This window comes from Variovorax sp. YR266, from assembly GCF_900107295.1.
Lineage (GTDB): Bacteria > Pseudomonadota > Gammaproteobacteria > Burkholderiales > Burkholderiaceae_C > Variovorax.
Genome location: NZ_FNPM01000006.1, coordinates 121,383 through 148,072, shown reverse-complemented (window position 1 = coordinate 148,072; position 26,690 = coordinate 121,383). Strand labels below are relative to the sequence as shown.

At 67.6% G+C, this 26,690-nt stretch carries 24 protein-coding genes and 1 pseudogene; 16 read left to right on the top strand and 9 right to left on the bottom strand.

Annotated elements, in window-relative coordinates; translation table 11 throughout:
* Positions 1-107 precede the first annotated feature (107 nt).
* The 3 genes from BLW48_RS17285 (at position 108) to BLW48_RS17275 (ending at position 3,159) form a co-directional block, all read left to right on the top strand.
* Complete coding sequence (locus tag BLW48_RS17285) at positions 108-1,085, top strand: Bug family tripartite tricarboxylate transporter substrate binding protein (protein ID WP_093176556.1); 978 nt, start codon at positions 108-110, stop codon at positions 1,083-1,085.
* 19 nt (positions 1,086-1,104) lie between these two features.
* Positions 1,105-1,980, top strand: coding sequence for an amidohydrolase family protein (locus BLW48_RS17280; RefSeq protein ID WP_093176554.1), 876 nt, complete (start codon positions 1,105-1,107; stop codon positions 1,978-1,980).
* Positions 1,981-2,103: 123 nt separating this feature from the next.
* Positions 2,104-3,159 carry a porin gene (locus BLW48_RS17275; protein WP_093176552.1) on the top strand — a complete coding sequence of 352 codons (1,056 nt, stop codon included), beginning with the start codon at positions 2,104-2,106 and terminating at the stop codon, positions 3,157-3,159.
* Here BLW48_RS17275 and BLW48_RS17270 read toward each other — a convergent pair.
* Entirely contained in the window at positions 3,147-4,082 is a 936-nt protein-coding gene (locus BLW48_RS17270; RefSeq protein WP_093176551.1) for a LysR substrate-binding domain-containing protein, read from the bottom strand. The genes BLW48_RS17275 and BLW48_RS17270 overlap by 13 nt on opposite strands.
* 116 nt (positions 4,083-4,198) lie before the next feature.
* Here BLW48_RS17270 and BLW48_RS17265 point away from each other — a divergent pair, with 116 nt between their 5' ends.
* Positions 4,199-5,347, top strand: coding sequence for an aromatic ring-hydroxylating oxygenase subunit alpha (locus BLW48_RS17265; protein ID WP_093176549.1), 1,149 nt, complete (start codon positions 4,199-4,201; stop codon positions 5,345-5,347).
* 4 nt (positions 5,348-5,351) lie between these two features.
* Here the strand turns inward: BLW48_RS17265 and BLW48_RS17260 are convergent, their stop codons facing one another.
* Genes BLW48_RS17260 through BLW48_RS17250 form a run of 3 tightly spaced genes read right to left on the bottom strand, consistent with a single transcriptional unit; the run spans position 5,352 to position 7,464 of the window.
* The gene (locus BLW48_RS17260) at positions 5,352-6,008 is read right to left on the bottom strand and encodes an FABP family protein (RefSeq protein ID WP_093176547.1); all 657 of its coding nucleotides are present in this window, start codon (positions 6,006-6,008) and stop codon (positions 5,352-5,354) included.
* Between the two features lie 45 nt (positions 6,009-6,053).
* A complete protein-coding gene (locus BLW48_RS17255; RefSeq protein ID WP_093176546.1) occupies positions 6,054-7,022 on the bottom strand; it encodes a Bug family tripartite tricarboxylate transporter substrate binding protein in 969 nt (322 codons plus the stop codon).
* A 40-nt stretch (positions 7,023-7,062) separates the two neighbouring features.
* Entirely contained in the window at positions 7,063-7,464 is a 402-nt protein-coding gene (locus tag BLW48_RS17250) for a winged helix-turn-helix transcriptional regulator (protein WP_093080363.1), read from the bottom strand.
* A 90-nt stretch (positions 7,465-7,554) separates the two neighbouring features.
* On the opposite strand from BLW48_RS17250, the gene BLW48_RS17245 reads away from it, so the two are divergent.
* Positions 7,555-7,872, top strand: a complete 318-nt coding sequence (locus BLW48_RS17245) for a DMT family transporter (RefSeq protein ID WP_093176544.1) — start codon at positions 7,555-7,557, stop codon at positions 7,870-7,872.
* Positions 7,873-8,114: 242 nt separating this feature from the next.
* On the top strand, positions 8,115-8,504 hold the full coding sequence (locus tag BLW48_RS17240; protein ID WP_093052527.1) for a DUF427 domain-containing protein: 390 nt from the start codon (positions 8,115-8,117) through the stop codon (positions 8,502-8,504).
* 83 nt (positions 8,505-8,587) lie between these two features.
* Here BLW48_RS17240 and BLW48_RS17235 read toward each other — a convergent pair whose 3' ends face one another.
* Together BLW48_RS17235 and BLW48_RS17230 are read right to left on the bottom strand one after the other, a co-directional pair.
* Complete coding sequence (locus tag BLW48_RS17235; protein ID WP_093080358.1) at positions 8,588-8,968, bottom strand: helicase SNF2; 381 nt, start codon at positions 8,966-8,968, stop codon at positions 8,588-8,590.
* Positions 8,969-9,194: 226 nt separating this feature from the next.
* The gene (locus BLW48_RS17230) at positions 9,195-9,668 is read right to left on the bottom strand and encodes a cupredoxin domain-containing protein (protein WP_093176542.1); all 474 of its coding nucleotides are present in this window, start codon (positions 9,666-9,668) and stop codon (positions 9,195-9,197) included.
* Between the two features lie 159 nt (positions 9,669-9,827).
* On the opposite strand from BLW48_RS17230, the gene BLW48_RS17225 reads away from it, so the two are divergent.
* Both BLW48_RS17225 and BLW48_RS17220 read left to right on the top strand, forming a co-directional pair.
* On the top strand, positions 9,828-10,706 hold the full coding sequence (locus BLW48_RS17225; protein ID WP_093176541.1) for a hypothetical protein: 879 nt from the start codon (positions 9,828-9,830) through the stop codon (positions 10,704-10,706).
* Positions 10,707-10,771: 65 nt separating this feature from the next.
* A complete protein-coding gene (locus tag BLW48_RS17220; RefSeq protein WP_093176539.1) occupies positions 10,772-11,128 on the top strand; it encodes a DUF2845 domain-containing protein in 357 nt (118 codons plus the stop codon).
* A gap of 1 nt (position 11,129) precedes the next feature.
* Here BLW48_RS17220 and BLW48_RS17215 read toward each other — a convergent pair whose 3' ends face one another.
* Together BLW48_RS17215 and BLW48_RS17210 are read right to left on the bottom strand one after the other, a co-directional pair.
* Positions 11,130-11,660 (bottom strand): cupin domain-containing protein, encoded by a 531-nt coding sequence (locus tag BLW48_RS17215; protein ID WP_371127552.1) that lies wholly within the window; start codon positions 11,658-11,660, stop codon positions 11,130-11,132.
* The gene (locus BLW48_RS17210; protein ID WP_093176538.1) at positions 11,657-12,400 is read right to left on the bottom strand and encodes an NAD-dependent epimerase/dehydratase family protein; all 744 of its coding nucleotides are present in this window, start codon (positions 12,398-12,400) and stop codon (positions 11,657-11,659) included. The genes BLW48_RS17215 and BLW48_RS17210 overlap by 4 nt, the downstream gene beginning before the upstream one ends.
* 92 nt (positions 12,401-12,492) lie before the next feature.
* On the opposite strand from BLW48_RS17210, the gene BLW48_RS17205 reads away from it, so the two are divergent.
* The gene (locus tag BLW48_RS17205; protein ID WP_093176536.1) at positions 12,493-13,911 is read left to right on the top strand and encodes a MocR-like pyridoxine biosynthesis transcription factor PdxR; all 1,419 of its coding nucleotides are present in this window, start codon (positions 12,493-12,495) and stop codon (positions 13,909-13,911) included.
* 7 nt (positions 13,912-13,918) lie between these two features.
* Here the strand turns inward: BLW48_RS17205 and BLW48_RS17200 are convergent, their stop codons facing one another.
* A complete protein-coding gene (locus BLW48_RS17200; protein WP_093176535.1) occupies positions 13,919-15,010 on the bottom strand; it encodes a hypothetical protein in 1,092 nt (363 codons plus the stop codon).
* Positions 15,011-15,138: 128 nt separating this feature from the next.
* On the opposite strand from BLW48_RS17200, the gene BLW48_RS17195 reads away from it, so the two are divergent.
* The 7 genes and pseudogenes from BLW48_RS17195 to BLW48_RS17165 all read left to right on the top strand — a co-directional run bounded on the left by BLW48_RS17195 (position 15,139) and on the right by BLW48_RS17165 (position 26,658).
* Complete coding sequence (locus tag BLW48_RS17195; RefSeq protein WP_093176533.1) at positions 15,139-18,321, top strand: hypothetical protein; 3,183 nt, start codon at positions 15,139-15,141, stop codon at positions 18,319-18,321.
* The gene (locus tag BLW48_RS17190; protein WP_093176531.1) at positions 18,318-20,003 is read left to right on the top strand and encodes a hypothetical protein; all 1,686 of its coding nucleotides are present in this window, start codon (positions 18,318-18,320) and stop codon (positions 20,001-20,003) included. Before BLW48_RS17195 ends, BLW48_RS17190 begins: the two co-directional genes overlap by 4 nt.
* 285 nt (positions 20,004-20,288) lie before the next feature.
* Positions 20,289-22,223, top strand: a complete 1,935-nt coding sequence (locus tag BLW48_RS17185; RefSeq protein WP_093176530.1) for a reverse transcriptase family protein — start codon at positions 20,289-20,291, stop codon at positions 22,221-22,223.
* Positions 22,224-22,532: 309 nt separating this feature from the next.
* Positions 22,533-23,609 carry a GNAT family N-acetyltransferase gene (locus BLW48_RS17180; RefSeq protein WP_093176528.1) on the top strand — a complete coding sequence of 359 codons (1,077 nt, stop codon included), beginning with the start codon at positions 22,533-22,535 and terminating at the stop codon, positions 23,607-23,609.
* Positions 23,606-24,451, top strand: a pseudogene (locus BLW48_RS17175) (PA4780 family RIO1-like protein kinase); the annotation flags it as partial. The gene BLW48_RS17180 and the pseudogene BLW48_RS17175, both read left to right, overlap by 4 nt.
* 18 nt (positions 24,452-24,469) lie before the next feature.
* Complete coding sequence (locus tag BLW48_RS17170) at positions 24,470-25,402, top strand: ABC transporter substrate-binding protein (RefSeq protein ID WP_093176822.1); 933 nt, start codon at positions 24,470-24,472, stop codon at positions 25,400-25,402.
* 32 nt (positions 25,403-25,434) lie between these two features.
* Positions 25,435-26,658 carry a GAF domain-containing sensor histidine kinase gene (locus BLW48_RS17165; RefSeq protein ID WP_093176527.1) on the top strand — a complete coding sequence of 408 codons (1,224 nt, stop codon included), beginning with the start codon at positions 25,435-25,437 and terminating at the stop codon, positions 26,656-26,658.
* Positions 26,659-26,690 lie beyond the last annotated feature (32 nt).

Below are 26,690 nucleotides of genomic sequence, written 5' to 3'. Positions count from 1 at the left end.
AAAACTATATCTCCCAGTGCGAACGCGATCTTGCCGGGGGATGACCCACGGGCAATAGTTCGGGTCGGCGGCGCGCAAGGCCGCACACAAGTTCAACAAGGAGACACATGAGACATTCCCGTCGCGGCTTCGTCGGCCTGATGCTGACCCTGGCCGCCGGTTTGCGCGCATCGCCCGCGCTGGCCGCCCCCCTGTCTTCGCGTCCGATCCGCCTGGTCGTGCCCTTCGGTGCCGGCGGCGTGGCGGACCTGGTCGCGCGCAGCGTGGCCCAGAAGATGTCCGAATCGATGGGCCAGAGCATCGTGGTCGACAACAAGCCCGGCGCGGGTGGCGTGGTGGCTTCCGACACGGTAGCCAAGGCGCCACCGGACGGCCACACGCTGCTGCTGATGTCCAACGGCAATGCCGTGAGCGTGGGCCTGTTCAAGTCGCTGCCCTACGACACGACGAAAGATTTCGCGCCGATCTCGACGCTCGGCTACTTCGACATGGCAGTGCTCACGGCGAGCAACAGCAAGTTCAAGACATTCGCCGACCTGGTGGCTCACGCCAAGGCCCATCCGGGCCAGCTCAACATCGGCACCATCAACGTCGGCAGTACGCAGAACCTGGCAGGAGAGCTGCTGAAGAGTTCACTCGGCATCGATGCGCAGGTCGTGCCCTTCAACGGCACGCCGGCCGTGGTCACGGCGCTGCGTGGCGGGCAGGTCGACGTGGCGGTGGAAATCCTCTCGCCCGTTCTCTCGCAGATCGAAGGCAAGGCCATGCGCGCGCTGGCGGTCATGGGCGACAAGCGCTCGCCCAGCCTGCCGGACGTGCCGACCGTTGCGGAAAGCGGGACGCCAGGCTTCCAGGTCGCATCGTGGAACGCGCTGGCCGCGCCCGCCAAGACACCGCCCGACGTGATCGCCCGCCTGAACCAGGAGGCCCGTGCGGCGCTGGCTTCGCCCGAAGTCAAGAAACGCCTGCAGAACCTCGGCGTGGAGCCGCGCGGCAGCACCCCGCAAGAGCAGGCGCGGCTGCTCGACAGCGAGATCCAACGTTGGTCGGCCGTGATCCAGCGCGCCGGCATCCCCAAGCAGTAAGCACAGTGAATCCGCCTTGATGAAAACCATCGCCCCGCCCCATCCAAACTCGAGCCGCCCCACGTTCCGACTGCCAGCCGGCGCCTGCGACGCGCATTGCCATGTGTTCGGCCCCGGCGACGTGTTTCCGTATTCGGACAACCGCCGCTACACGCCGCCCGATGCGCCCGCCGCAAAGCTGCGCGCCCTACACGAACTGCTGGGCATCGAACGCGTGGTGCTGGTGCAGGCCAGCGTGCATGGCCATGACAACCGCGCCATGCTCGACGCCATTGCGCAATCGCCCGACACCTATCGCGGCGTGGCCATGGTGGGCGCGGGCATCACCGATGCCGAACTCGCCGCGCTGCACAAGGCCGGCGTGCGCTCGGTGCGCTTCAACTTCGTGCAGCACCTGGGCGGCGCGCCCGACCTGCCCACGGTGCTGCGCATGGCCGAGCGCATCCGGCCGCTGGGCTGGCACCTGGTGCTGCATCTGGACGCAGATGACCTTGTCACCTACCGCGCATTCCTCGACACGCTGCCGGTGCCCTTCGTCATCGACCACATGGGCCGCACGATGGTCGAGCACGGCCTCGACCAAAAGGCCTGCGAGATGATGCTGGAGCTGATGCGCGACGAGCGCGCGTGGGTCAAGGTGAGCGGCGCCGAGCGCATCTCGCAGACCCTCTCGACCCAGGGCCAGCCCTATGCGGATGCCGTGCCCTTCGCGCGCCGGCTGATCGAAGCCGCGCCCGACCGCGTGCTGTGGGGCACCGACTGGCCACACCCCAACGTGCGCGAAATGCCCGACGACGGCAAGCTGGTCGACCTGCTGCCGCTGTTCAGCGACGACCCGGCGCAGCTTCGCAAGCTGCTGGTCGACAACCCGACCCGCCTGTACTGGTACGACTGAGCGCCGCCGCCGCGCTTCGTACACACCACTGACACCGCCCCCACGCCACGGCGCAACCGTGGCGTGCGGACGCGCGCGCCTGCGCCCTTGCAGGCTACGAATCACAACGAGGAGACAGACGACATGAGAAGACTTTCCCGCCTTCAGGCACTTTCGCTGCGCGCCCTGCCGGTGCTGGCTCTGTGCACCACCACGCATTCCCCGTGGGCACAGACTGCCGCAGACCCTGGGGCCAGCGTGCAGATCTACGGCCTGCTCGATGCCTTCGTCGGATCGATGCAGCGCAGCGACGAGCCCGGCCGCACCAAGGTGCTCGGCAGCGGCGGCATGACGACGGCTTACTGGGGCGTACGAGGCAGCGAGAGCCTCGGCGATGGGCTGCAGGCGCAGTTCGCACTGGAAAGCTTCTTCCAGACCGACTCCGGCACCTTCGGGCGCAACAGCACCGACCCGTACTTCTCGCGGAACGCGTGGGTGGGCCTGGCCGGCGGCTTCGGCCAGCTGTCGCTCGGCCGGCAGACCAATCCGATGTTCGTGGCCAGCGGCGCCTTCAATCCATTCGGCGTGTCGCTGCAGTTCTCGCCCGTCATGCTCCACACATGGCAGCCCACGTACAACCGCGCCGTGCTCGGCGACAGCGTGTGGAGCAACGCCATCCAGTACACCTCGCCTACCTTCGCCGGGCTGCGCGCCAGCCTGCTCTACGGCATGGGCGAAGTGCAGGACCGCGAAGGCATCCGCAACCTGAACCTGACCCTCAACTACGCGGCCGGGCCCTTTGCCGCCGTGGTGTCTGTGCAGCAGGCCAAGACGGGCCCCGGCTTCACCACGACCATCGGCCGGCAGGATGCCGCGCTGATCGGCGCCTCCTACGACTTCAAGGCCGTGCAGCTGTACGGCCAGTTGCAGCGCACCCGCACGCCCGACATCCGCACTACCGCCAATACCGCGCAGCTGGGAGCGGCGGTTCCGGTGGGTGCAGGGCGTTTCCTCGCCTCGGTGGCGCGCACCGAGCGCAAGGTGACGGGCGCCGCCGAAACACACCGCACCACCTGGACGGCCGGCTATGACCACTTTCTGTCAAAGCGGACCGACCTGTACGCGGTCTACATGCAAGACCGGCTGACCGGCTTTCGAAACAGCGGCAGTGTGGGTGTGGGCATGCGTCACCGCTTCTGAGCTGCATCGGCCACTACATTGGCACCGAGGTGCTGCTGCACGAGCTCGCGCAGCAGTTCCCCCATGGCCCGCTGCGTGCGCGTGACTGGCCGCTGCGAACTGGTCGCCAGCGCCAGTCGGCTGCGCAGGCCGGGCTTGACGATGGGCCTGATCGCATAGCGCTGCGACCGTCCCGCGAGGGTGACCGCATTGCGCGACAGCACGGCATGGCCGGCGCCATCGGCCACCAGCGCGAGGATGGCCGGAACGCCGTCGATCTCCAGCGCGATCTGCGGCCGCCGGCCAATAGCAGCAAGCTCCGCCTCGACCAGCATGCGGATCGCGTTGGGCCGGGTCGGGATCACCAGTTGCTGCTCGGCCAGCTGATGCAAGGCCAGTGGCGCACCGCGCCGCGCCGGCCCAGTGCCCTTGGTCGCGCTGACCAGGAACAGGTCTTCCTCCAGCACCGTCTCGCTGTCCACGTCGGGCGAAGGCTGCGGGTTGTAGAGCAGCGCAATGTCGAGCCGGCCGGTGAGCAGCGATTCCTGCATTGCCGTCGATAGGTTCTCGGTGATCGACAGCGCCGCATCGGGCAGCCGCTCACGCACGGCCCGCACCAGCGGCACCGTCAGCACACCGGCCACGCTGGGCGGCAGGCCGACGGCGACCCGACCGGCCAGCGCATCCCGCATGAGGCTCATGTCTTCCCGTGCCCGCTCGACCTGGTGGAGGATGCCGCGGCCATGCTCCAGCAGGCGCTTGCCGGCATCCGTGGTCACCACGCCGCGGCCGTTGCGCACCAGCAGGTTCTGCCGCAACTCCACTTCCAGCTGGCGCACCTGGCGGCTCAATGCGGGCTGCGCGATGTCGATGACGTCCGACGCGCGGGTGAAGCTGCCGAGTTCGGCCACGCGGATGAAGTACTCCAGCTGTTTCAGGTCCATGCCCTGAGGCTATCGACATAACCGGTTATGAGCTATGCGTGTTTGTTCTATCCGGGCAGAGAAACACGACCAGTTGAAACAAGCCGCCGCACGACTCGCTCGCCACAATCGCGCGCATGCAGCATGAAGAACAGATTGCACTGATCCGACGCGCGCTCGCGCTGATCGAGACCGGCGGCAGCGAGCGCGGTGAGCCGGGCGTCAGTCCGGTGACGCGCTATCTCGATCCTGAACGCCATGAGCGGGAGGTCGAACGCATCTTCAGGCGCTATCCGCTGGCGCTGTGCCCTTCGGCGTCTCTCCCGAATGCCGGCGATTCGTTCGCCATCGACGTGGCCGGCATGCCGCTGGTGTTCGTGCGCGGGCAAGAAGGAGAACTCAACGGCTTCGTCAATGCCTGCCGCCACCGCGGCGCGCGGTTGAAGCCGCCCGGCGCATCGAATCAACGCGCCCTGATCTGCCCGTACCACAGCTGGACCTACGGGCTCGATGGCACGCTGCGCGGGCGCCCGTCGGCGGAAGACTTTCCGCATGCGCCAGCATCGGATTGCAGCCTGGCGCGCGTGCCGGTTGCCGAAGCGCTGGGCTTCGTCTGGGCCATCCCCCGTGTGGTGGCGAACGGCGAAAGCGCCAGGATCGACATCGACGACTGGCTGGGCCGATTCGGCGCCGACCTGCGCTCATGGGGCTACGACAGCTGGGTGCCGTTTCACCAGCACGCCTTCGACAACGCGGCCAACTGGAAGATCCCTTTCGAGGCGAACCTGGAGACATATCACTTCCAGTACGCGCACCGCAACAGCATCGCCGCGCTGTTCTACGACAACCTGCTGATGGCCGACTACGACCGGCAGCACCAGCGCCTGTTCCTGCCCAAGCGCAGCATCGAAGGCCTGCGCGGCACGCCCACGCAGGCATGGCAGGTGGGGCCGCACTCGAACATCATTTACTACTTCTTCCCGGCGACTTTCATCCTGCACGAGGGCGACCACGCCAACGCGTTCACCGTGCTGCCCGAATCGCCGGGGCGCTCGCGCGTGATCGCGAGCACGCTCGTTCCCGAGCTTCCGAAGACCGAGAAGTCGGTGAACTACTGGCGCAAGAACGTCGAGTCGTTCTGGGGCGCGCTCGACGAAGACTTCGCGCTCGGCGTTTCTGCGCAATCGACGCTCGCGAGCGGCGCGCAAGCGTCGCTGTACTTCGGCGCGACCGAGTGGTGCTCGGCCAAGTTCCACGCGGACGTGGAAGCGGCACTCGCGAAGTAGCGCCTCAGGCTGCGGCGTTTGCCGCCATCGCAGCCTGTGCAGTCGGGTTCGGTGTGGGCTCGCCGATCTTGCGCAGCGTGTTGCGGTCGGTGTGGCTGAAGGGCTCGGGCTTTCCGAGCACGCTCAGCACTGTTTCAAGCTCGTACGACCAGCTGCCGTCGTCGTGGATGGTCACTTCGATGCTGTAGCGCAGCGTCTTGAACGCATGCTCCAGGAACGGGTTGGCCACGATGCCGTTGGTCTCGCCGCCGCGCACAGCTTCGAGCCTGAAGCTGCGGTCTTCGGCCTTCGCGTGCCCCGTGGCCATGGCCGTGAGCCCGCGCGGGATCGACAGAGTCTGGATCAGCGCGCCCGTAGCGGGCTCCCACAGCCAGTAGCCGACCTGATCGTGAAAAGTCTCCACGTCGTCGGGCTTGACGATGCGCAGGTGGTAGCGCAGCCCGTAGAAGATCTGCGGCCCGTTGGTCTGCGCGTCGATGGGCTGGAACTCCGCGTGCTCGATGTAGGCCTCGGCCTCGGGGCCGTCTTCCTTCGGGCTCACGTCGTGGCCGGCCTTGCCGATCCAGATGCCGGCCAGGCCCGTGAGCGGGCCGAGGTTGGCGAGCGTGTGCGGATCGGGCTCGGGTTCCGTGTAGATGTCGCGGGGAAACTGCTGTTCCATGTTCTTTCTCTTCCTGGAGTCTTCTGGCGTGGGTTGTCGGGAGTGTTATTGGTCGAGGCGGATGCCAACCTTGGCAATGATCGCACCCCATTTGCGGCCTTCGCTGTCGATGAAGGCCTTGAATTCTTCCGGTGAGCCGCCACCCGCCACCAGCCCCTGGTTGGCCAGCAGTTCGCGCACCGCCGGCTCCTGCAGCACGGCGTTGACGTCGGCATTGATGCGGCGCACCACCTCGGGCGGCGTGCCGCTGGCGGTGAACAAGCCGTTCCAGGCCAGCGACTCGAAACCCGGGTAGCCCGACTCGGCCACGGTGGGCAGGTCTTTCATGAGTTCAGAGCGCTTGGCGCTGGTCACGGCAATGAGCTTCACGCGCTGACCCTGGATCAGCGGCAGCAGCGCGGGCGCCACCGTGAACAGCGCCTGCGTGTCGCCGGCCGCCAGAGACAGCCCCGCGGGCGGCGAGCCCGAGTACGGCACGTGCACCGCCTCGATATGCGCCGCGCTGCGAAACAACTCCATCGTGAGATGCGACGAACTGCCCGCTCCCACCGATGCATAGCTGAACTTGCTGCCGCGCTGCTTCGCCCATTCGACGAACTCGGGCAGCGTGTTCGCGGGGTTGCCCGCCTGCACCGCCAGCACGTTGGGCTGCGAGGTCGTGAGCACGATGGGCACAAGGTCGCGCGCGGGCGCATAGGGCATGCGTGCGTACATGTAGGGGCCGAAGGCAATCGGGCCGTTGAAGCCGATGCCGAGCGTGTAGCCGTCGTGCGGCGCCTTGGCCACCGTGTCCATGCCGATCAGGCCGCCCGCGCCTGCCTTGGTCTCGACCACCACGGGCTGCTTCCACATCACGCGCAGGCGGTCGGCCAGCGTGCGCGCGATCAGGTCGAGCGAGCTGCCGGCCGGCGCGGGCACGATCACGCGCACGGGCTTGGCGGGCCAGTCCTGGGCCCAGGCGCCGGCGGCCAATAGGCCAGCGAGCAACAGCGTGGCGAGTTTGTTCTTCTTCACTTCGGTCCTTCGATGGATCGCTCGAGGTCGGGCGAAGGTATCACTGACGGTGCCGCGCCGCGTCGATCTGTGCATGGTTCGCCTCGGCCCAGCGGTCCACGGCGATCAGCGTCTTGCTCAATGACAGGCCGAGCGGGCTGAGCCTGTACTCGACGTGCGGCGGCACCGTCTGGTGGTCTTCGCGCAGCACCAGCCCGTTGAGCTCGAGGTCGCGCAGGGTCTGAGTGAGCATCTTCTGCGAGATGCCGCCCACCTTGCGCAGCAGCTCGTTGTTGCGCTGCGGCTTGCCGCGCAGCAGCGGGATGACCAGCAGCGCCCACTTGTTGGCAATGAGCTCCAGCACGCGGCGCGAGGGGCAGTCGGCATTCCACACATCGGCGGGTGCTGCCTCGGCTTCTTCCACAGGCTCGGACTTCTTCGATGGCGTCTTTGAATTTCCCATGGTTACCAAAAGGTGTGTACTTGTTGATCGGTGCCCGGCCCGGAATTATCCGGTTCAGCTCTACCCGCAACAGCATCGAAGGAGTTTTTCATGGGTTGGATATTTCTACTGACGGCAGGTCTCGTCGAGATCGCGATGGCCGCCGCACTCAAGCAATCGGAAGACTGGACACGGCTCGTGCCGTCGGTCGTGGGCGTGTCGACCGCGCTGCTCAGCATCTACCTGCTGGCCAGGGCGCTGCGCTACCTGCCGCTGGGCCCGGCCTACGCAATCTGGACCGGCATCGGCTCGGTGGGCGTGGTGCTGATGGGCGTTTTGTTCTTCGGCGAGGCCCTTTCCGCACCGCGAATGGCATGCATCGCGCTGGTAATCGGCGGTACCGTGGGCCTTCGACTCATCGAAGGCTGATGCGTGTAGCACACACATTCGTGACCACACGCAACCTGCGCACCGAAGATATGGAACTTCAGTATTCCTTACATGCTGAATCACAATCCGAAAGGCTCCCAGAGCCATTCAAATGAATTCGCGGTCTTTAACCATGTCGCGAATGGGCCGATTTTCTGGCTACTTCAAATCGCCACGGCATCGCGGCAAGATGCGCATCCGCCGATTCTTGCGTCACCCCGATTGCCCGAAGGAGCTTTCTCATGTTCGCTACCGCAGAACGCACCATCAAGACCCCCGGCCCCGACCATCCGATCACCATTGCACCCAACCCGCTTCGCGTGGTGGTGTCGGTCGATGGCTGCGTCGTCGCCGATACGCGCGAAGCGCTGACGCTGCGCGAGGCGCACTTCGGAACCGTGCACTACATACCCCGCAAGGACGTGAAGATGTCGCTGCTCGAGCGCACGTCTCATGCAACCTACTGCCCGTACAAGGGCGAGTGCAACTATTACAGCATTCCGGCCGGCGGCGAGCGCTCGGTGAATGCGGTGTGGACCTACGAGTCGCCGTACGAGCATGTCTCGCAGATCAAGGACTACGTGGCGTTCTATCCGGACCGCGTGGGGCCGATCGAAGAGCGCGTCTACTAGCTCGCCCCCTGGACAAACAAACAAAAAGCCGGGCCCCGCTTTCGCAGGGCCCGGCTTTTATTTATGCGCGTTGCCGTTGTCGATTACAGCGGCAGAGCGTCACCACGAGCAGCAGCGCGGGCTGCGGCACGCACGGTGGAACGATCGACACCGCTTGCCAGCACCGGAGCGACACGCGAGGTCACGCCTTCGGCATACGGGTTCTCGCTGTGGGCGGCAGCCACCGCTTCAGCACGGACTGCAGCGCGGCTGGTCGTCGAGGCGATCAGTTGCACGGGGCCCGAGTTGGCGCCGTCGGCGTAGGGGTTGCCGCTGCGTGCGGCCACCAAGGCCTGGCTGGCAACGTCGGCGCGGCTGGTGGCCGAGGTCAGTTGATGCACACCGTCATAGCTTTCGGCATGAGCGGCACCGGCAGCAGCCAGCAGTGCGATGGAGATGGCGGAGAGGAGCTTCGAGGCGGTCATTTGGATTTCCTTCAATTCAGTTCTTTGCATACGGGATGGTTTCGAACCGGTCTTGGGTGGGTCACCGTCCCTTCGGGGGGGCGGCCACCTCGCTCGGGGCCTGTTCATCCAGATTCGCTTGTGGGCTGGTCTGTGAGATGAATTGTGAGCCGATGAGTAGGTAAAAACCCGCAGCAAAAGGAACCGCGGCGTTCATGCGGCGGAAACAATCGCGCCGCGCCCATGCCTATTTGCCCTCGGCACTGGCCACGTTCACCACACCCTTCATCCCTGCGTCGTAGTGCCCCGCCTGCAGGCATCCGAAGTCGACCTTGCCCGCCTTGGTGAACTGCCAGACGACCTCGCCGGTCTTGCCTGGCGCGAGCGTCACCATGTTCGGCTCTGCGTGTTCCATCTCCGGGTTTTTCATCATCGCGGCGTAGTGCGCCTTCAGGTCCTGCTGGGTGCCGAGCACCAGTTCATGCTTCAGCTTGCCGGAGTTCCTGACCACGAAGCGCACGGTCTCGCCCTGCTTGACGCTGATGTCGGTTGGCGTGAAGCGCATGCCATCGGTCATGTCGACCTGGACCGTGCGAGTCGCCTTGGCGGCCACGCCGGGTTTGCCGATAGCGTTGTCGTGCGTGCCCGATGCGGCGGCGCCTGTGACAGATGCGGCGAGCAACGTGGCGAAAGCGGTGGTGGTGAGGAATGCGCGTTTCATGAATGGTGTTCCTTGGGATGATGAATGGCGAGTGATGAGAACTGCACGCGCTGGATTCTGGAAAGCCCATCCGGCCATCGCCTGACGCGCGGATTACAAGAAAGCAATCTGCGCCCACGCCCGTAAGATGGCGCCCGCCCCTTGCCCGGAGCGAAGAAGATGTCCCACCCCGTCTACCTGTCCAGCTCGACCCTGCCCCGCATGCCCGAAGGCAGCCGCAACGAATGGCGCGGCTTCTTCGGCCGTGGCGGGGAGCTCGAGGCCAATGCCTTCTTTCCGTTGTTCTGGCGGGCGCTTTTCAGCGAGAGCGACATCCACCATGCGCGCTTCATCGACGCGTACGACATCGATGATGAAGACAGCGCCATCGAGCGCGAGGAATGCCTGGAAGAGTTCGGCGCCGACGCCGCCTACCCGTACCTCATCACCGACAAAACCTCCGCGCTGCAGCGGCTCGCATCGCGGCGCGAAGCCGTGATCGCGGCCATCGGCGAGCGCTACCGACCTCTCTACGAAGGCTTCGAAGCCTGGATCGCACGGGGCTTCGAGAGTCACATCCTGCTGCGGACCCAGGGGCTGCCTGATGCCGCCGATGCAGAGCCGTGGCTGCGCGCCGAGCTGGCCTCCATCGACCGCTTGAACGACAAGAAGGTGCTCGATGGCCTCATGTCGGATCTCTCGCGCCGTGATGCGGACGCGGTCTGGCAACTGGCGGGCATCGGCGCATCGCCGGACGACGCATGGCCCACGCCGGCGCTGAGAGTTCTCTTCCCCGACCCAAGGCAACGGAAGCCGCGAAAGCCGCAAACCCAGCAGCAGATCGAGAAACACGAACGCGCATTGGCCGCGCAACGCAGCAGCAAGCCCAGGAGCTGGATCGACCCGGTGCTCGAATGGCTGGCCGTGGCGCTCGCCGCAGGTGCCACGCTGGGCACCTATGCATTCACGCGGTCGGTCTGGCTCGCGTTGCTGGTTTTTCTCTGCGCGGCTCTGGCGCTGGGCTTCGGCGTCGCCAAGCTGCGTGGCCCGCGGTCGTGATGACGGCAAGAGAAACTATCGGGGCCCACCGCAGTCCCAGGCTGCTCAAGGAGCCCATCGACACCATGCGCACACTCGCCGCGATCGCACTCCTCCCACTTGCCGCCGTCATGCACACCGGCGTCGCATCGGCCCAATCGCTGAGTTGCAACGGCTCGCTCTCGGGCGTCGGCGACTCCAAGTTCTCTGTGGTGCAGAAGTGCGGCGAGCCGATGTCGAAGGAGTTCGTCTGCGTGCCCCGCCCGCAGGTGGCGTGGGTGCTGTCGCCCTACCCCGGTGGCCCCGCGCAGCAAGTGATAACGCAGCAGTGCGTGCCGATGGAAGACTGGGTCTACCACCGCGGCCAGGGCAACTTCCTGGGCATCGTTCGCTTCTACAACGGCGCGGTGGAGTCGGTGCGCGACGGAGACCGGGTGCGGTAGCTCAGGGTGGCAGCAGCAGCGGACCGCAGTTCTCTTCCGCCACGAACACCGCCACCAGCTTCGCAGGTTTCACCGGATCGGGGTTCTCCGCGAACAGATGCAGCGTGCGCGGCGGCTCGAAGAAGGTCTCGCCGGGCCTGTAGTCGCCTACCGGACCGTCGGCCAACTGCGAGCGCACCGTGCCTTCGAGAATGATGGCGGTCACCGAGCCCGGATGCCTGTGAGCCGGCGAGTAGGCCATCGGCGGAAAGTCGACGAGGACGGTGGTGACTGACTTGCCCGGCACGTTGGGCAGCGCCTCGCAGGAGATCACCTTGGTCGAGGTCTGCGGTCGCGCCGCGGCGGCTGAGCCTTCGGGGGTCGGCGCCGATGCGAACATCGGGCGGCTCACGGCGCTGCAGATGTCGTCGATGAACTGCACGGTCGATTGCCTGCTCGCGTGCGGCAGCAATGCCCAACCCATGGCTGCAACAGTTAGCGCCGCAAGCCCGGCGCGCGTACGGTGGCGCAGGAAGAGAGACATCGCGTTCATGGCATGGCTCCTTGAGACAGCCGCGCATCGGCACGCCAGCCCAGCGTGCGCTTTGCCTTCTCGGTGCTGACCTCGGCGCCGTCTTCGGCGATGTTGAAGATGCCGCCGGTCGAACGCTGCAATGCCAGCAACGCAGCCCGCGCCGCGGCCCCGACGTGTAACGGGCTCGGGCCTTTGGGTGTATCGGTCGAAGTGTTCGGACCGTAGAGCTGCCCATAGCGCAGCACAGTGGCGGTCATGCCCTGCGCAGCCATCACGCATTTCTCCAGCGCAACCACGCCGTCGACGCTGATGCGGCGCACACCTTCCGCCTCCGTATCGAGCGGCTGCTCTTCCGTAAATGGCTTGGGGCCGGGCGCATAGGCCCAGGCGATGCTCTGCGCCACCAGCCGCTTCGCACCCGAAGCCTGCGCGGCGGCCACGAGGTTGCGTGTGCCCTCGGTGCGCACACGCGCATTGAACACCGCAGCCGTGGCCATGCGGCCCGGATCCAGGTCTTTGGGCAGGTCGGTGAGCTGATGGATCACTCCCCACGGCGCGATGCGCACCAGCGTGGCCCGCAGCGCCGCCGCATCGAACACGTCGACGACGACCGGATGCACGCCCTGCGCCTCCAGCACGCCCGCACGGTCAGCGCGACGCGTGCTGCCATGCACGGTATAGCCCGCTTCGATAAGCAACGGAACCAGCGCAGCGCCGACCGCTCCGGTGGCACCTGCCAAAAATACCTTCTCGCTCATTGCGCTTCTTCCTTCCAGGCTGTTTGGAAAGTCGATCATGGATTTACGATGCCCCATCGAAAAGAGCCAAGAATCTTGAAAATGACCAGGCCATGACACCGAAGCTCGACCGCGCGAAAGAAACGCCGCTGTTCCGCCAGATCTACGAGCGCTACCGAAGCGCCATCGAACAAGGCACGCTGCGCCCCGGCGACCGCGTGGCATCGGCGCGCAGCCTGGCCGGTGAGCTCGGCGTGGCGCGCGGCACCGTCGAGACGGCCTACAACCAGCTGATGGGCGAAGGCTATTTTTCTTCGCGCGGGCAGGCGGGTACCGTGGTTTCGCCGTCGCTGCCGCTGCATCGGCCCACGCGGCGGGAACCCCGGCGCACCGATACGCGGGCTTCCGGCGATGCGCTCAAGCAGCCGGGCGAACCACCGCCCATGCAGCTGGGCATTCCGGCGCTCGACGCGTTCCCGCGCAAGCTGTGGTCGCGCCTCACGGCGCGTCGTGCGCGGGCTACGAACGCGGCCGACATGTTCTACGGCGACCCTTGCGGCTACCCCCCGCTGCGCGAAGCCATCGCGGCCTATCTGCTGGTGTCGCGCGGCGTGTCGTGCCACGCCTCGCAGGTGCTGGTGACGGGCGGCTACCGCGCATCGCTCGCGCTCGTCGCGCGCACGCTGCTGAAGAAAGACGACCGCGTGTGGATCGAAGACCCGGGCTTTCCGCCGACGCAGGAAGTGCTACGCGCCGCCAGCCAGCGCACGGTGCCCGTGCCGGTGGACGAAGACGGCCTCGTCATCGCGCGCGGCCTGCGCAAGGCACCGAAGGCCCGCATGGCCGTCGTCACGCCCTCGCACCAAGCGCCGCTGGGCGTGTCGATGACGCTCGCGCGCCGGCTGCAGCTGCTCGAATGGGCCTCGCAGGCGAACGCGTGGATCGTCGAGGACGATTACGACGGCGAGTACCGCTATGCCGGAGCGCCGCTGCCGGCGCTCAAGAGCCTCGACGGCCACGACCGCGTGCTGTACGCGGGCAGCTTCTCGAAGGTGCTCTACCCCGGGCTGGCGCTGGGCTACCTGGTCGTTCCCGAATCGCTGCGTGCGCGCTTCGAGGAGGCCGCGCGCACATGGTCGAACGGCAGCCCGCAGATCACGCAGGCCGTGGTGGCGGATTTCATGCGCGAGGGGCACTTCTCGCGCCACCTGAAGAAGATGCGCCTGCTCTATGCACGGCGGCGCGCAATGCTCGTGGCCGGCTTGCTGAAGGCCTTCGGCGACACGGTGCGCATCGACCTGCGCAGCGGCGGCATGCACCTGATCGCGCGATTCGACGGGCGCCGTGAAGGCGATGTGGCGCTGGCCCGCCGCGCACAGCAGGCGGGGCTGAACTGCCAGCCGCTGTCGGCACGCGGCGTTGCGGGGCCTGCCGACCAGGGCCTGCTGATGGGCTTCACCAACATCGCCACCGCCGCTGAAGCGAACCGGCTCGCGGCGAAGCTGCGCGCGGCTTTCGGTTCTTCGGGTTGACCGGCGCTCAGGCCGTTTCGTCGTCGAGGACCGCGCTTCGATCCTTGATGCGCGTGACCTGCGACAGCACTGCGTCTGCAGGCGTCATGTCCGGCCGCTGGCCCTTGTAGACGGGCTGCTCGAACTTGCCGCCCGCATAGCGGTAGAGATAGCGCACCTCGACCAGCATGCCCGCGGCCGGCAGCGCCTCGTTGGGCGGCACGGTCACGTTGCCCAGGTCGATCATCACGCCCGCCTCGTCGCGCAGCCCCACGGCCACCGAGCGCTGAGCGTTGACGCGGATCACCTCACAGGTCGCGCTCTGGTTGAACTTGAACTTCAGGCTGGTGGTGCTGCGGCCCGCGGAGAACGGCGCGTCGAGCGCCTTGAGCACATAGCCTTCGCCATGTGCGGCCAGCAACTCGGCGGCGCGGCGGCGCTTGCCCTCGGTGGTGAGTTCGAGTTCGAGCACGGTCATCCACGAAACGAGCTCAGCGACCTTGCGTAGATGTCCGAAGCGCTCGATGAACGGCGCGGCGCGCAGGTCTTGCCCGCCGAGCTCCAGCAGATCAAAGGCCATGAAGGCATCGCCCACGTGCTCGCCGGCAATCACGGTACGCCCCGCCGGCGCATCCGCAACGCCGACCCAAGCCTGGGGAATGTCGACGAACAGTCCGCGCCTGTTGGTGCCGCGCACCGCCTCGCCCTCGATCAGCAGGATGCGGTTCTCGCCATCGGCCTTTTCCTGCAGGCCCCAGCCCGGGTCGTCGAAGTAGCGCGCGGCCTGCTCTTCGAGGATCAGCGTGGGCAGTTGCGGCAGCTCGCCACTCATGCGGCCGGCCAGGTCGGTCGAGGTGTAGAGCGCGCCGGACTGGTCGGGCGTGTAGCCTTTCGACGTCTTTTCCTTCACGACCTTGTCGTAGATCTTCAGCGCCGCCTCGTAGGCGACCGGGCTGCTGGTCTTGGTGCCGGTTGAGAGCGTGCCGCCTCGCCGGCCGTTGCCGTAGTCGACCACCCAACCGTCGTCCTTGGGGCGCAGGTGCACCTGGTAGACCTTGTCCGAGCCCTGGCCCGTGAAGTAGAGAAAGCTCGACTGAGGGGTCTGTTCTGCATTCGGCATGGGAAAGATGTGCGGGGGTGAATCTCAGGCCGCGATGCTACACACGCGCAAATTGGCACGCATGGCCGCTAAGATGCGCAGCGAAACAAAAAGCACAAGCACCCAACCGAAGGCAGGGAGGCCTCCGCGTGAAGCGCATTCGCTCCGAGAAATTGATCCGCACGAAGCCGGGCGCGACAGGCGCCGCGGGCTTCAGCACCGTGGAACTGTTCGCCCTGCCGGAAGCGCCGGGCCACGTGGTGCACGTGAGCACCAGCCGCGACGGGCTGCAGTGGAAGGAAACGGTCTACACGCCGTCGCCGCTGCCGCTGGAGGCCGCCAACGCCGCCTTCGAACGCGCCGTGGCAGCGCAGATCGCGCAGGGCTATGCGATCGAAGGGGCGGTCGCCGAGGCCGTCATCACCACCACTGCAACCGCCGTGCTCGCACACCCCGGCGACGCCGTGCTGCTGGCCAGCATCCGCCCCGATGCATGGCGCCTGCTGGCCCCGGTGCGCAGAAGCCGCGTGGTGTGGCGCATCGGCGAGCGCCGGCTGGCTGCAGCCGTGCCGCAACTTATCGACCACATCGAAACCGGCGAGCCGCTGCTCGACTACTGCATCGCCTGGGCCATCGGCCGCTGCGGCGACGGCGGTGCGTTCGAGGCGATGCGCGAACTCTCCCGGCGCGGCCGCACGCCCGTAGTCACCCGCGCTGCGCGCTGGGCCGCGCTGAACCTTTGGCCTGCCGAACAACGCGCGGCCGAAACGGCGCGCATCGTGGACGACTGGCCCGCGCCGCTGCGCCGCGCCTGGGCCACCATGAGCGAGCTGCCCGTTGAACAAGCCATGCCGCTGCTTCGGCAGCACCTGGCCGACCCAGCGCTCTGGAATGGTCTGAAGTACGCGGCCTGGGTCGAGCAGCTGTTCGATCTCGCGCTGCTCGAAAGCCCGGCAACCGATGGACTCGCGCGCACGGCCCTGATGGAAATTGCGCCAACACTGCAGCTCGCAGCCGGCAGCTTCCGCGCATGGCGCCGGCTGTACAAGGGCGCGGAGTTCGCGGGCGACTACGCCCTGCTCGGCGTGCTGCACCAGCGCCTCGAAACGCAGCGCGCGGCCTTCCGCACGGGTGGCCGCTGGGCGCAGGTCAATGGCCGCTATGTCGAGATCGCGAAGGAAATCGTGCGGCCCGACAGCCGCCTCGCCTACAGCCAGCGCACACGCGACTACCTGCGCCGCCGCACCTGGCGCAGCCTGCGCCGGCTGGCTCTGGCCGGCACGGCCGACGAGGCAAGCTGGCTGCAGCTGGCCATGGGCGTGCTGCTCGCGGCCGACGATGCCGAAGCCGGCACCGCCGGCCAGCAGCGCGAAACCCGCTGGACACCCGAGCCCCGCAGCTGGCACACCGGCCCCTACAGCCGCTGGCTGGTGCTGATGCAGCTGCTGCACCGCCATGACGCCGAATGGGAAGCCCAGCGCGGCGGCCTGCGCTGGCGCCGCAACACACCGCTGCCCGCGCAGCGCCTGAACCGCACCGAAGCCTGGCCCGAGCGCTGGGACCGCCATCCACGGGCCCTGCTGCAGTTGATGCAGCAAGGCCGCTGCGGCGCGGTGCATGCCTTTGCGGCGCGCGCGCTGCAGGACAACAAGCCCTTCTGCGAAGCGCTCGAGGCGCCCGCCGTCTGGCGCCTGCTGGGCAGCAGCTGGGATGACACCGCGCGCTTCGCCCTTGCCATCGCGCACCAGCGCATCGCGGCGGGTGCGCCGGCCCTGCCCTGGCTGCCTGCGCTGCTGAGCTCGCCGCTGGCCGAGGCGCGCGCCCTTGCGCTCGAATGCATCACGCAGGACCCGGGCCTCTACAGTCAGCAGGTCGACCTTCTTCTGATGCTGCTGACCTCGGCCGATGCCGAAGTGCGCCGCGCGTCGCGCCTGCTTCTGCAGGCCGCCGCCCCGAACCCGTCAACGCTCGATGCCCTGTGCGGCAGCCTGCTCGCATGGCTTTCGGCCTGCGATGCCGGGCAACCCGAGCTCGACGCCATCTGCGAGAACCTGCAGTGGGCCCTGCAAGGCCTGCTGCGCAACCCGGCCGCCAAGGCGCCGCTGCCCGAACTGCTCGCGCTCTTCGACCATGCGAGCCCTGACGTGGTGCGCACCGCCGCCGAATGGCTGCTGCTGCACCCAGCGTCGGTCCAGGGCCTGCCGGTGGGCGTGCTCACGCGGCTGCTGCAGTCCGACGACGAGCGTCTGCGCGGTGCCGGCGTGCGGCTGTTCACGGCCCTGCCCGACCACACGCTCATCACCCAGCCCGAGCTTTTCGCCGCCTTCTGCAGCAGCCCGATGCCCGCCGTGCGCGCAGCCGTCGCGCCCCGGCTCGCGCAGCTGCTGCCCGCGCACCCTGACTTTGCGGCCGCGCTGATGCCGCTGCTGCGCGACGAACTGTTCCGCGCCGAAGCCGCCGAGGGCGTGTTCGATGCGCTGCTGCAATGGCTGTGCGGCCCGCTGGCCGAGCACACGCGCCGCGGCGAGCCCGCCGTCACGCTGCGTCTGCTCGAAGCGCGCAGCAAGGGCGCACAGCGCCTCGGCGCATGGCTGCTTCCTCAGCAAGACCCACAAGGCTTCGACGTACTGCAGACCGCCAGCCTCGGCCTCGTCGACACCGCCGCCGCACGCCGCTGGGCCATGGACCAGCTGGCCGCGAACCCGGAACGCACGCTGGCACAGCTCGGCGACGCTCTTCGCATGTTCGACAGCCGCTGGGACGACGCGCGCGACTGGGCCCGCCAATGGTTCGGCGCGCAAAGCGGCGCGAGCCAGTGGACGCCGGCGCTGCTGGTACGCCTGTGCGATCACAAGGACGCTGGCGCCCAGCGCCTCGGCCGCGAGCTGCTCACGACGCATTTCGACGTGACCGACGTCACCACCTACATGCTGCAGTTGAGCCAGCATCCATCGCCCGGCATGCAGTTGTTCGTTACCAACTGGCTGGCCTCGGCCGCGAGCCAGAAGCCCGACGTGCTCGCGCGACTGGAGCCCTACTTTCTGAGCGTGCTGTCGCAGGCCAACCGGGGCCGGTTGGCCAAGGCACGAGTCATGCAGTTCCTGGCCGCGCAGGCGGTGCATTCGGAAGACATCGCACGCATCGTCGCGCGCGTGTTCGCACGGCAGGCTGTCACTGGCGCCATCACCGAGCGCGCCCAGTACGTGGCCGGCCTGCGCAGCATCCAGGCCGCCTTCCCCGGGCTGGACAACCCCTTGCAGACCGCATCGGTGCGCAGCGTCGCGCCGCGCCGCGCACCGCCCGCAGCCTCCACAGGAGGGCCCGCCGCATGAGATTCCAGTACCGCTACTTCGGCCACTCGGGCGCACAGCACACCGCGAACAGCACGGCGCTGCAGTTCGCGCCCGACACGCTGCGCGCGCCGGTTCACTTCGTCGCCGACATCAACCGGCACCTGCCGTTTCGCGAAGGCATGTCCGCGCTGCACGACGTGGTGGTGGGCGACTTGCGCTTCAAGCCGCGCGACAAGAGCGCGTACCTCGAATGGCTGGCCGGGCAAGAGAACGAATTGCTCGCGCAGTTCATGGCGCGCAGCGACCAGCTGAAAGCGCAGATGGCGCCCATCAGCAACGAGCTGGCCGAGCTGCGCAAGAGCAAGCGGGCCGTGCTGCAGCCCTTCATGAACGCGCAGCAGCGCTACTTCGACCACATCTACAAGGTCAACCGCGAAGCCTGGTTCGTGCTCGACCCGGTGATCACGGTGCACCCCGACCGCGTGTTCTTCGAGTGCTTCAGCCAGGACGAGTCGAGCTACGGCATGTTCTCGTGCAGCCACGACATCTTCGACCGCGTGAGCGACCACGCCTTCGGCACCACCAACGTCGACTACTCCGAATCGCTCTACGACGAGTTCCAGAAGATCCGCGACTACAAGACCACCCGCCTGGCCATCGACCCCGGCGGCTTCCAGGTGCAGAGCGACAACGACCCGGCCTTCCACGAGCCGAAGATCGACGTGCCCGACAGCTGGGTGCGCGGCTTCCTGCAGGTGAGCAGCGCGATGCTGCTGCCCGCGCAGCGGCTGCAGCTGCACCCGATGGACGTGCACAACATCTGCCTCGTGCTGCGCCGGCGCAAGGAGCGCGTGGGCCCGCGCTCGCTGCGCTTCATCCTCCGGCCGGGGCAGCCGGTGCGCATTCTTTTCGAGCCCTGGGGCCACGAGCTGGTGTGCCCGCGCTCCACGCACAGTGCCACCTCCGACATCGACATCCGCGTGTGGGGCCGGCGCCGCCTGCTGCAGCTCGAACGCCTCGTGCCGGTGGCGCAGGGCTTCACGGTGCACCTGCTGGGCACGGGCATGCCGAGCTTCTGGGTAGCGCAACTGCCCGATATGGAATTCACGCTCGGCCTCTCAGGCTGGACCGCCAACGACTGGTCGCGCAACGGCCACTTCGAGCTGCTGCAGCCGCGCCACACGGTCGACCAGGACAGTCAACTGCGCGTGTTCGCGGCGCTGGGCGAACGCTGGCGCGCCACTACGGCCGAGCTGGCAGCGGCCACCGGCCTGTCGACCCTCACGGTCGATGCAGCCCTCGGCGGCTATGTGCAGGCCGGGCGCGTGGTGTACGACCTTGCGCACGGCGTGTGGCGGCTGCGCGAGCTGAGCCGCGAGCCGCTGCCCATGGACAAGCTGCGCTACGCCAGCCCCGAAGAAGAGGCAGCGGCCGAACTGGTGCAGGCGCGCCGCATCGCCAACGTGAAGACGCTGGCTCGCCCCGACGGCGGCCTCACGCTGAGCGGCAAGTGCAAGGGCGCTTCGGGGCAGCGCGAATACCTCATGAGCCTGCAGCTCGACGCCGACCAGCGCGTGGCCTCGGGCGACTGCCAGTGCTCCCACTTCATCCGCCACCGCATGACCAAGGGCCCGTGCGAGCACATGCTCGCGCTGCGCCTGTCGGCCAATCCGGCAGCAACATCGACCGATCAGGAAAGGACCACCGCACACATCGGCTGATACACTGTTTTTTGCGAACGGAGCGGGAAGGCTCTTGCAACCCGGACGGCGTATCGCCGTCCTCGTACACAGCACTTCCCAAGCGTCACTGGACGTCTCTTCACTGTGCCGTATGGCCATGGTGACGCGATAACAGTGCGGCTTCCTCGAAGCTCATCGGCGTCACCATGGCCATACGGCGTCGAGTGGAGCCCTCCAGTCCCGAGGCTCTTCGACGAGATTCCCGCTTCGTTCGCAATTTTTCTGATTCATCATCAGCAGTGCATCGGCCAGTGGCGCAGCGCCATGACCATGCAGTCTCCCGCCTCCTCTTCTTCCATTCCCGACTCGGCACTCACGCGCGAGGAGCTGTACGAACGCATCCGCAAGGGCTCCAAGCAGGAAGTCGTCCTCGAGGAAATGCAGCGCCTCGGCTTCTGGCCGCAGGACGCGGCGCAGCCGACGGTCGAAGCCCAGTTGATCCGCCGCGAAAGCGAACTGCAGACGGCGCTCTCCAAGCTCGGCGACGAACTGCGCGGCATCGAGGACCGTGACAGGGCCCTGAAGACGATGCGCCAAGAACGCATGGCCAAGGCCCGCGAACGCCGCGAGGAAACCCGCCAGCGCCTCGCACAGGGCCGCCATGCGCGAGCCGTGGCGTGGCACGAGCGGCGTCAGCGCGAGCTGCTCTACGTGGGCGACGGCGTTTCGGGCGGTCTCAACGAAGCGCACAGCGACAGCCAGGCACTGGCCCGCAACGCCCTGCCCGCGCTGGACCACGCAGGCGACCTGGCGCAGGCGATGGGCATCGGCCTCGGCGAGCTGCGCTTTCTCGCCTGGCACCGCGACGTGGCGAGCGTGAGCCACTACCAGCGCTTCACCATCGCCAAGAAGAGCGGCGGCGAGCGCCACATCTCCGCGCCCATGCCGCGCATGAAGCGCGCGCAGTACTGGGTGCTCGACAACATCCTCGCGAAGATGCCGGTTCACGAGGCCGTGCACGGCTTTCTGCCGGGTCGCTCGATCCTCACCAATGCCGCGCCGCACGTGGGCCAGGACGTGGTGATCAACCTCGACCTGAAAGACTTCTTTCCCTCCATCGGCATGCGCCGCGTGCGTGGCGTGTTCCGCCAGCTCGGCTATTCGTCGCAGGTGGCGAGCCTGCTGGCGCTGGTGTGCACCGAGGCGCCTACCGACGAAGTGCAGCTCGACGGCCGGCGCTACTTCGTCGCGCGCGGCGAACGCGTGCTGCCGCAGGGCGCCCCCACCAGCCCGATGCTGACCAACCTGCTGTGCCGCCGCCTCGACGCGCGGCTGGCCGCGAGTGCCGCCAAACTGGGCTTTCGCTACACACGCTATGCGGACGACCTGAGCTTCTCGGCCGGCCCCGAGCACAGCCGCGACACCGGCAAGCTGCTGTGGCGCGTGAAGCAGATCGTGGCCAGCGAAGGCCTCACGGTGCACCCGGACAAGCAGCAGGTCATGCGCAAGCACCAGCAGCAGCATGTGACGGGCATCGTGGTGAACGACAAGCTCTCGATCGACCGCGACACCCTGCGGCGTTTTCGCGCAGTGCTGCACCAGGCGGAGCGGCACGGACCGCAGGGCCTGCAATGGAACGGCAACAGCGACGTGATCGGCGCGCTGCGCGGCTACGCGAACTTCATCGCAATGACCGACCCGGCGCGTGGCGAGCCGTACCTGCAGCGCGTGCGTGCGCTGGCTGCCAAGCACCAACGAAGCGGTGCAGCGACACCTGCAGTCTCGCAGGCCTCTCAACGCAAGCTCCCTGCAGGCGAGTTCCGCAAGCAATCCGCCGCAGGCAAGGCGCCCTGGCCCGCATGGTGGCAGCCGACAGAGGCGCCCGCACCGGTGCTGGAGAAAACCGCCGAGCAACTGGCGGAAGAAAAGAAGGCCCAGCGCGAAGCGGCACGACCCCAGCCAGCCAAGCCCGCAACACCTGCAACGGCACGCACGACCACCGCGGCACCGCCGCCCGGGCAAGCTGCCGCGCAGGTGCCAAGCCTCGCTTCCCAACTCGGCTGGATCTTCAGCGTGATGCTGCAGGCTCTCTACGTTGTCAGCGTCTTCCTTGCGGGCACCAGCCCGCTGATCTGGCTGCTGACGGGCGGCGTGGCGATCAGCAACTTCGTGCAACGCAAGCCCGGCTGGCTGCGCTTCATCGCGGCCGTCTTCGTGTCTTCGTTGCTGGCGTCGATCGTGCACGGCATGAAGAACTGACGCGTTGCATGCGCCAAAACCACACGCCACTTCACAGCACGCGGCAAGCCCGCTACATTCGCTCCTTCGACAACCACACAGAAAGCGGAGGTGCGCGATGGAAGACGCTGTAATTCATGCCCCCATGCACGTGCGGTTTGTCGGGCCTCATCTGAACAGCTGATCGTTCACGCGTCTATCGCGTAGCCAGTCTGCCCCGCGCGGCCTCCGGCCGTCGCGACGCCCCCAAGCCGCCCCGATTCAAACGCCGCCACCGGCACGCATGTGCCGGCGGCGCCCCGTTCATTTGTCGAATCAAGGCCAACGACCATGCTCGAAACCCGTGCCGCATCCGCGCGGCATACCGTGACCACTGTTTTCGATCCCCAGTGCGCGGGCGAAGCCGACTGGGGCAACTTCCTCGCGTACTGGCGCCTGCGCGCCGAAGAAGACTTTCCCGGCGACCCCATCGCTCCCGATGCCGACGCCCGGTACAACGTGCAGCAGCCCAATCCGCTGTATGTCTTTCATCGCGTGCTGGCCGTCGGCGAGCACGGCGAATTCATCGGCAGCCTGAGCGCGAGTTTTCGCCGCGAAGGCACGCCGGAGTACGAGGCGTTCGTGCCGTTCCTCGAAGCCTGGGGCGGCGTGCTGCGTCCGCACCGGCGCCGCGGCGTGGCAAGCGCCCTGCTTCGCACATTGCTGGCGCTGATGGAGGCGCACGGCAAGTCCGTTGCGACGATCAAGGCGCACCTGCCCGAAGGCCACGCCTTCCTGCAGGCCATCGGCGCTGTCGAGAAGCACCGCATCGTCGAGAACCGCATGGCCTTCGCCGGCCTCGACTGGCAGGCGCTCGCGCGCTGGCGTACCGAAGGCTTCGCGCCCGCCCACGGTCTGCGCGCCGAGGTGCACGCCGGCCGCGTGCCCTTCGAACGGCTCGCGACGCTGATGGCGCCGCTGTCCGTGCTGCTGAACGACGCGCCCACTACCAACCTCGAACGGCCGCCGATGCGCTACGACCTGGAAGACTTCCCTCCCTGGTACGCCGACATGGACCGCCGAGGCGGCGATCACTTTCTTGTGCTGCTGCTCGACGGCGACGAAGTGGTCGCGGTGTGCGACGCCGCCTGGAACCAGCGCTTCCCCGACCGCATGCACCAGCGGCTCACGGCCGTGGCGCGGCGCTGGCGCGGCAAGGGCCTGGCCAAGGGCGTGAAGGCCGCCATGCTGCAACTCGTGCGCGAGCACCATCCCGAGGTCGCGATGGCCTTTACCCACAACGCCGAGGTCAACGAGCCCATGCTCTCCATCAACCACCGGCTCGGCTATGCCGCGCACAGGCATGATGGGCTCTACCAGATCGGCACGGAAAGCCTGAGAACCTTCCTCCAGGAGACACGTTCATGAAAGCACCCCAGCGACTGCAGGCACTGATCGACGAAGGCCTGATCGACACCGTGGTGCGCCAGCTCATGAGCGGCAAGGAAGCCATGGTCTACGTCGTGCGCTGCGGCGACGAGACGCGCTGCGCCAAGGTCTACAAGGAGGCCGACAAGCGCAGCTTCCGTCAGGCCGTCGATTACACCGAGAACCGCCGTGTCAAGAACACCCGCGAGGCGCGCGCCATGGCCAAGGGCACGCGCTTCGGCCGACAGGTGACCGAGGCCATCTGGCAGAGCGCCGAGGTCGATGCGCTCTACCGCCTGGCCGCCGCGGGCGTACGCGTGCCGACGCCGCACAACTTCCTCGAAGGCGTGCTGCTGATGGACCTCGTGACCGACGCCAACGGCGATGCCGCCCCGCGCCTGAACGACGTGGCCTTCTCGCCCGAAGACGCGATACGCCACCACGCCAGCCTGCTGAAGGAAGTGATGCGCATGCTGTGCGCCGGCATCGTGCACGGCGATCTCTCGGAGTTCAACGTGCTGCTCGCCGAAGACGGCCCCGTGATCATCGACCTGCCGCAGGCGGTGGACGCCGCGGGCAACAACCACGCGCAGCGCATGCTGCTGCGCGACGTCGGGAACCTGCGCGACTTCTTCGGCCAGTTCGCGCCCGCGCTGCTGCGTACGCACTACGGCGACGAGATCTGGCACCTCTACGAACGCGGCCTGCTGCGCCCCGAGACGGAGCTGACGGGCGCGTTCGTGCACGAGACCGGCCCGGTCGACCTGCGCAACGTGCTGCGCGAGGTGGACGACGCACGCGAGGAAGAAGCGGCGCGGCGCCTGCGCATGCAGACGCCGCGGGCTCACGATGCCCGCCCGATGAACTCTTCCGCCCCGCGCCCGCCCCTTTCCACCACCACCGCGCGACAGATCGCCAAGGCCGCGGCCTTTGTGGCCCTGGGCCTCGGCCCGGCGGCAATGCACGCGCACGCAGCCGGCATCCGCCTCGAGGACGATCGCGGCACCACGCTCGAACTGCAGGCGCCGGCCAAACGCATCGTGTCGCTGATGCCCTCGCTGACCGAAACCGTCTGCGCACTCGAGGCCTGCGACCGGCTGGTGGGCATCGACCGCCACGCCAACTGGCCGGCGTCGGTCAAAGGGCTGCCGCAGGTGGGCGGCATCGATGACGCGAACATCGAGCGCATCGTCGCGCTCAAGCCCGACCTGGTGCTGCTGCGTCCGCGCAGCCGCGCCGCCGAGCCGCTGGAGCGCCTGGGCATCAAGGTGCTGGCGCTGGACGCCAAGACCCATGCCGACATGCGCCGCGTGATGGAAACCGTGGCCCGCGCCACCGGCCGTCCCGGTGCGGGCGAAGCCTTCTGGCGCAAGCTCGACGCGGGCTTGGACGCAGCCAAGGCGCGCGTGCCCGCCGGCTGGCAAGGCCGGCGCGTGTATTTCGAAGTGCACGGCGGCATGGCCGCGGCCAGCGAAAGCTCCTTCATCGGCGAGACGCTGGCCCGCCTGGGGCTTGGCAACGCCGTGCCCGGTACGCTCGGCCCGTTCCCGAAGATGAGCCCCGAGTTCGTGGTGCGCGCCAACCCCGACGTGCTGATGGTCTCGGCCCTCGGCGAAATCTCGGCCATGGCTTCGCGGCCCGGTTGGTCGGCCATGTCGGCCATCCAGCGCGGGCGCGTGTGCAGCTTTGCCTCGGCCCGCTTCGACCTGATGATGCGCCCCGGCCCGCGGCTGGACGAGGCGGCCGATGCGATCGTTGGCTGCCTGGCCTCGCTGGGCGAGCCCAAGCCTTGACTTCGCGGGCCCTGGCGTACCATTCCAGCACCTTGAACACGCCTGCCGCCCTCTTCGCGCCTGCCGCCGACGTCGACAGCGACGAGGCCATCGCGCGGGACGTGGCCGCCATCGGCCGCATCAGCGCCGTGCCCTCGCTGCTGAAGATCATCTGCCAGAACACCGGCATGGGCTTTGCCGCCGTGGCCCGCGTGACCGACGGCACCTGGACCGCCTGCGCGGTGGAAGACACCATCCAGTTCGGCCTGGAGCCCGGCGGCCAGCTCAAGGTGGAGACCACGCTGTGCAGCGAATCGCGCATGGCCCGCCAGCCCGTGGTGATCGACCACGCCAGCACCGACCCGGTCTACGCCAACCATCACACACCGCGCCTGTACAACATCGAGAGCTACATCTCGGTGCCCATCATCCACAGCAACGGCGACTACTTCGGCAACCTCTGCGCCATCGACCCGCGCCCAGCCATGGTGTCCGATGCCCGGGTGGTGACGATGTTCACCGCCTTTGCTGACCTGATCGCGCGCCAGCTCGAAACCGAAGCCCGGCAGGAGCGCACCGAAACAGCCCTGCAGTCGGCGCAGGACGCAGCCGAACTGCGCGAGCAGTTCATCGCCGTGCTGGGGCACGACCTGCGCAACCCGCTGTCATCGGTGGGCGTCGCGGCCGAACTGTTGATCCGGCGGCAGGCGGAGCCCGACCTCGTCAAGCTCGGAACCCGGCTCAAGGCCAGCACGCGCCGCATGTCGGCGCTGATCGACGACGTGCTCGACTTCGCGCGCGTGCGGCTCGGCTCGGGCATGGGCCTCGCAATCCGCGAAACCGAATTCCTGGCCTCGGGACTCAACGACGTGATCGACGAAGTGCGCGCCGCCCATCCCGCGCTCGACATCCGCGACGAACTCTCGGTCAGCGGCGTGGTGCGCTGCGACCAGGGCCGCATCCAGCAGGTGCTGTCCAACCTGCTCGGCAACGCGGTCGCGCACGGCGCGCCGGACCAGCCGATCGTGGTTTGCGCCGACGTGCGCAACGGCCAGCTCGTGCTGTCGGTGACGAACGGCGGCGACCCCATTCCTCCCGGCGACATCGCGAAGATCTTCCAGCCCTACTGGCGCCCCGAGAACAGCAAGCCCGGCGGCGGACTGGGACTCGGCCTCTACATCTGCTCGGAAATCGCCGCGGCCCACGGCGGCACGCTGGAGGTCACGTCCTGTGCGGACGAAGGCACCTGTTTCGTGGCGAAGCTGCCGATCACTTGATATCTCGACGCCCCCGTTTCCTTCTTTCCCCC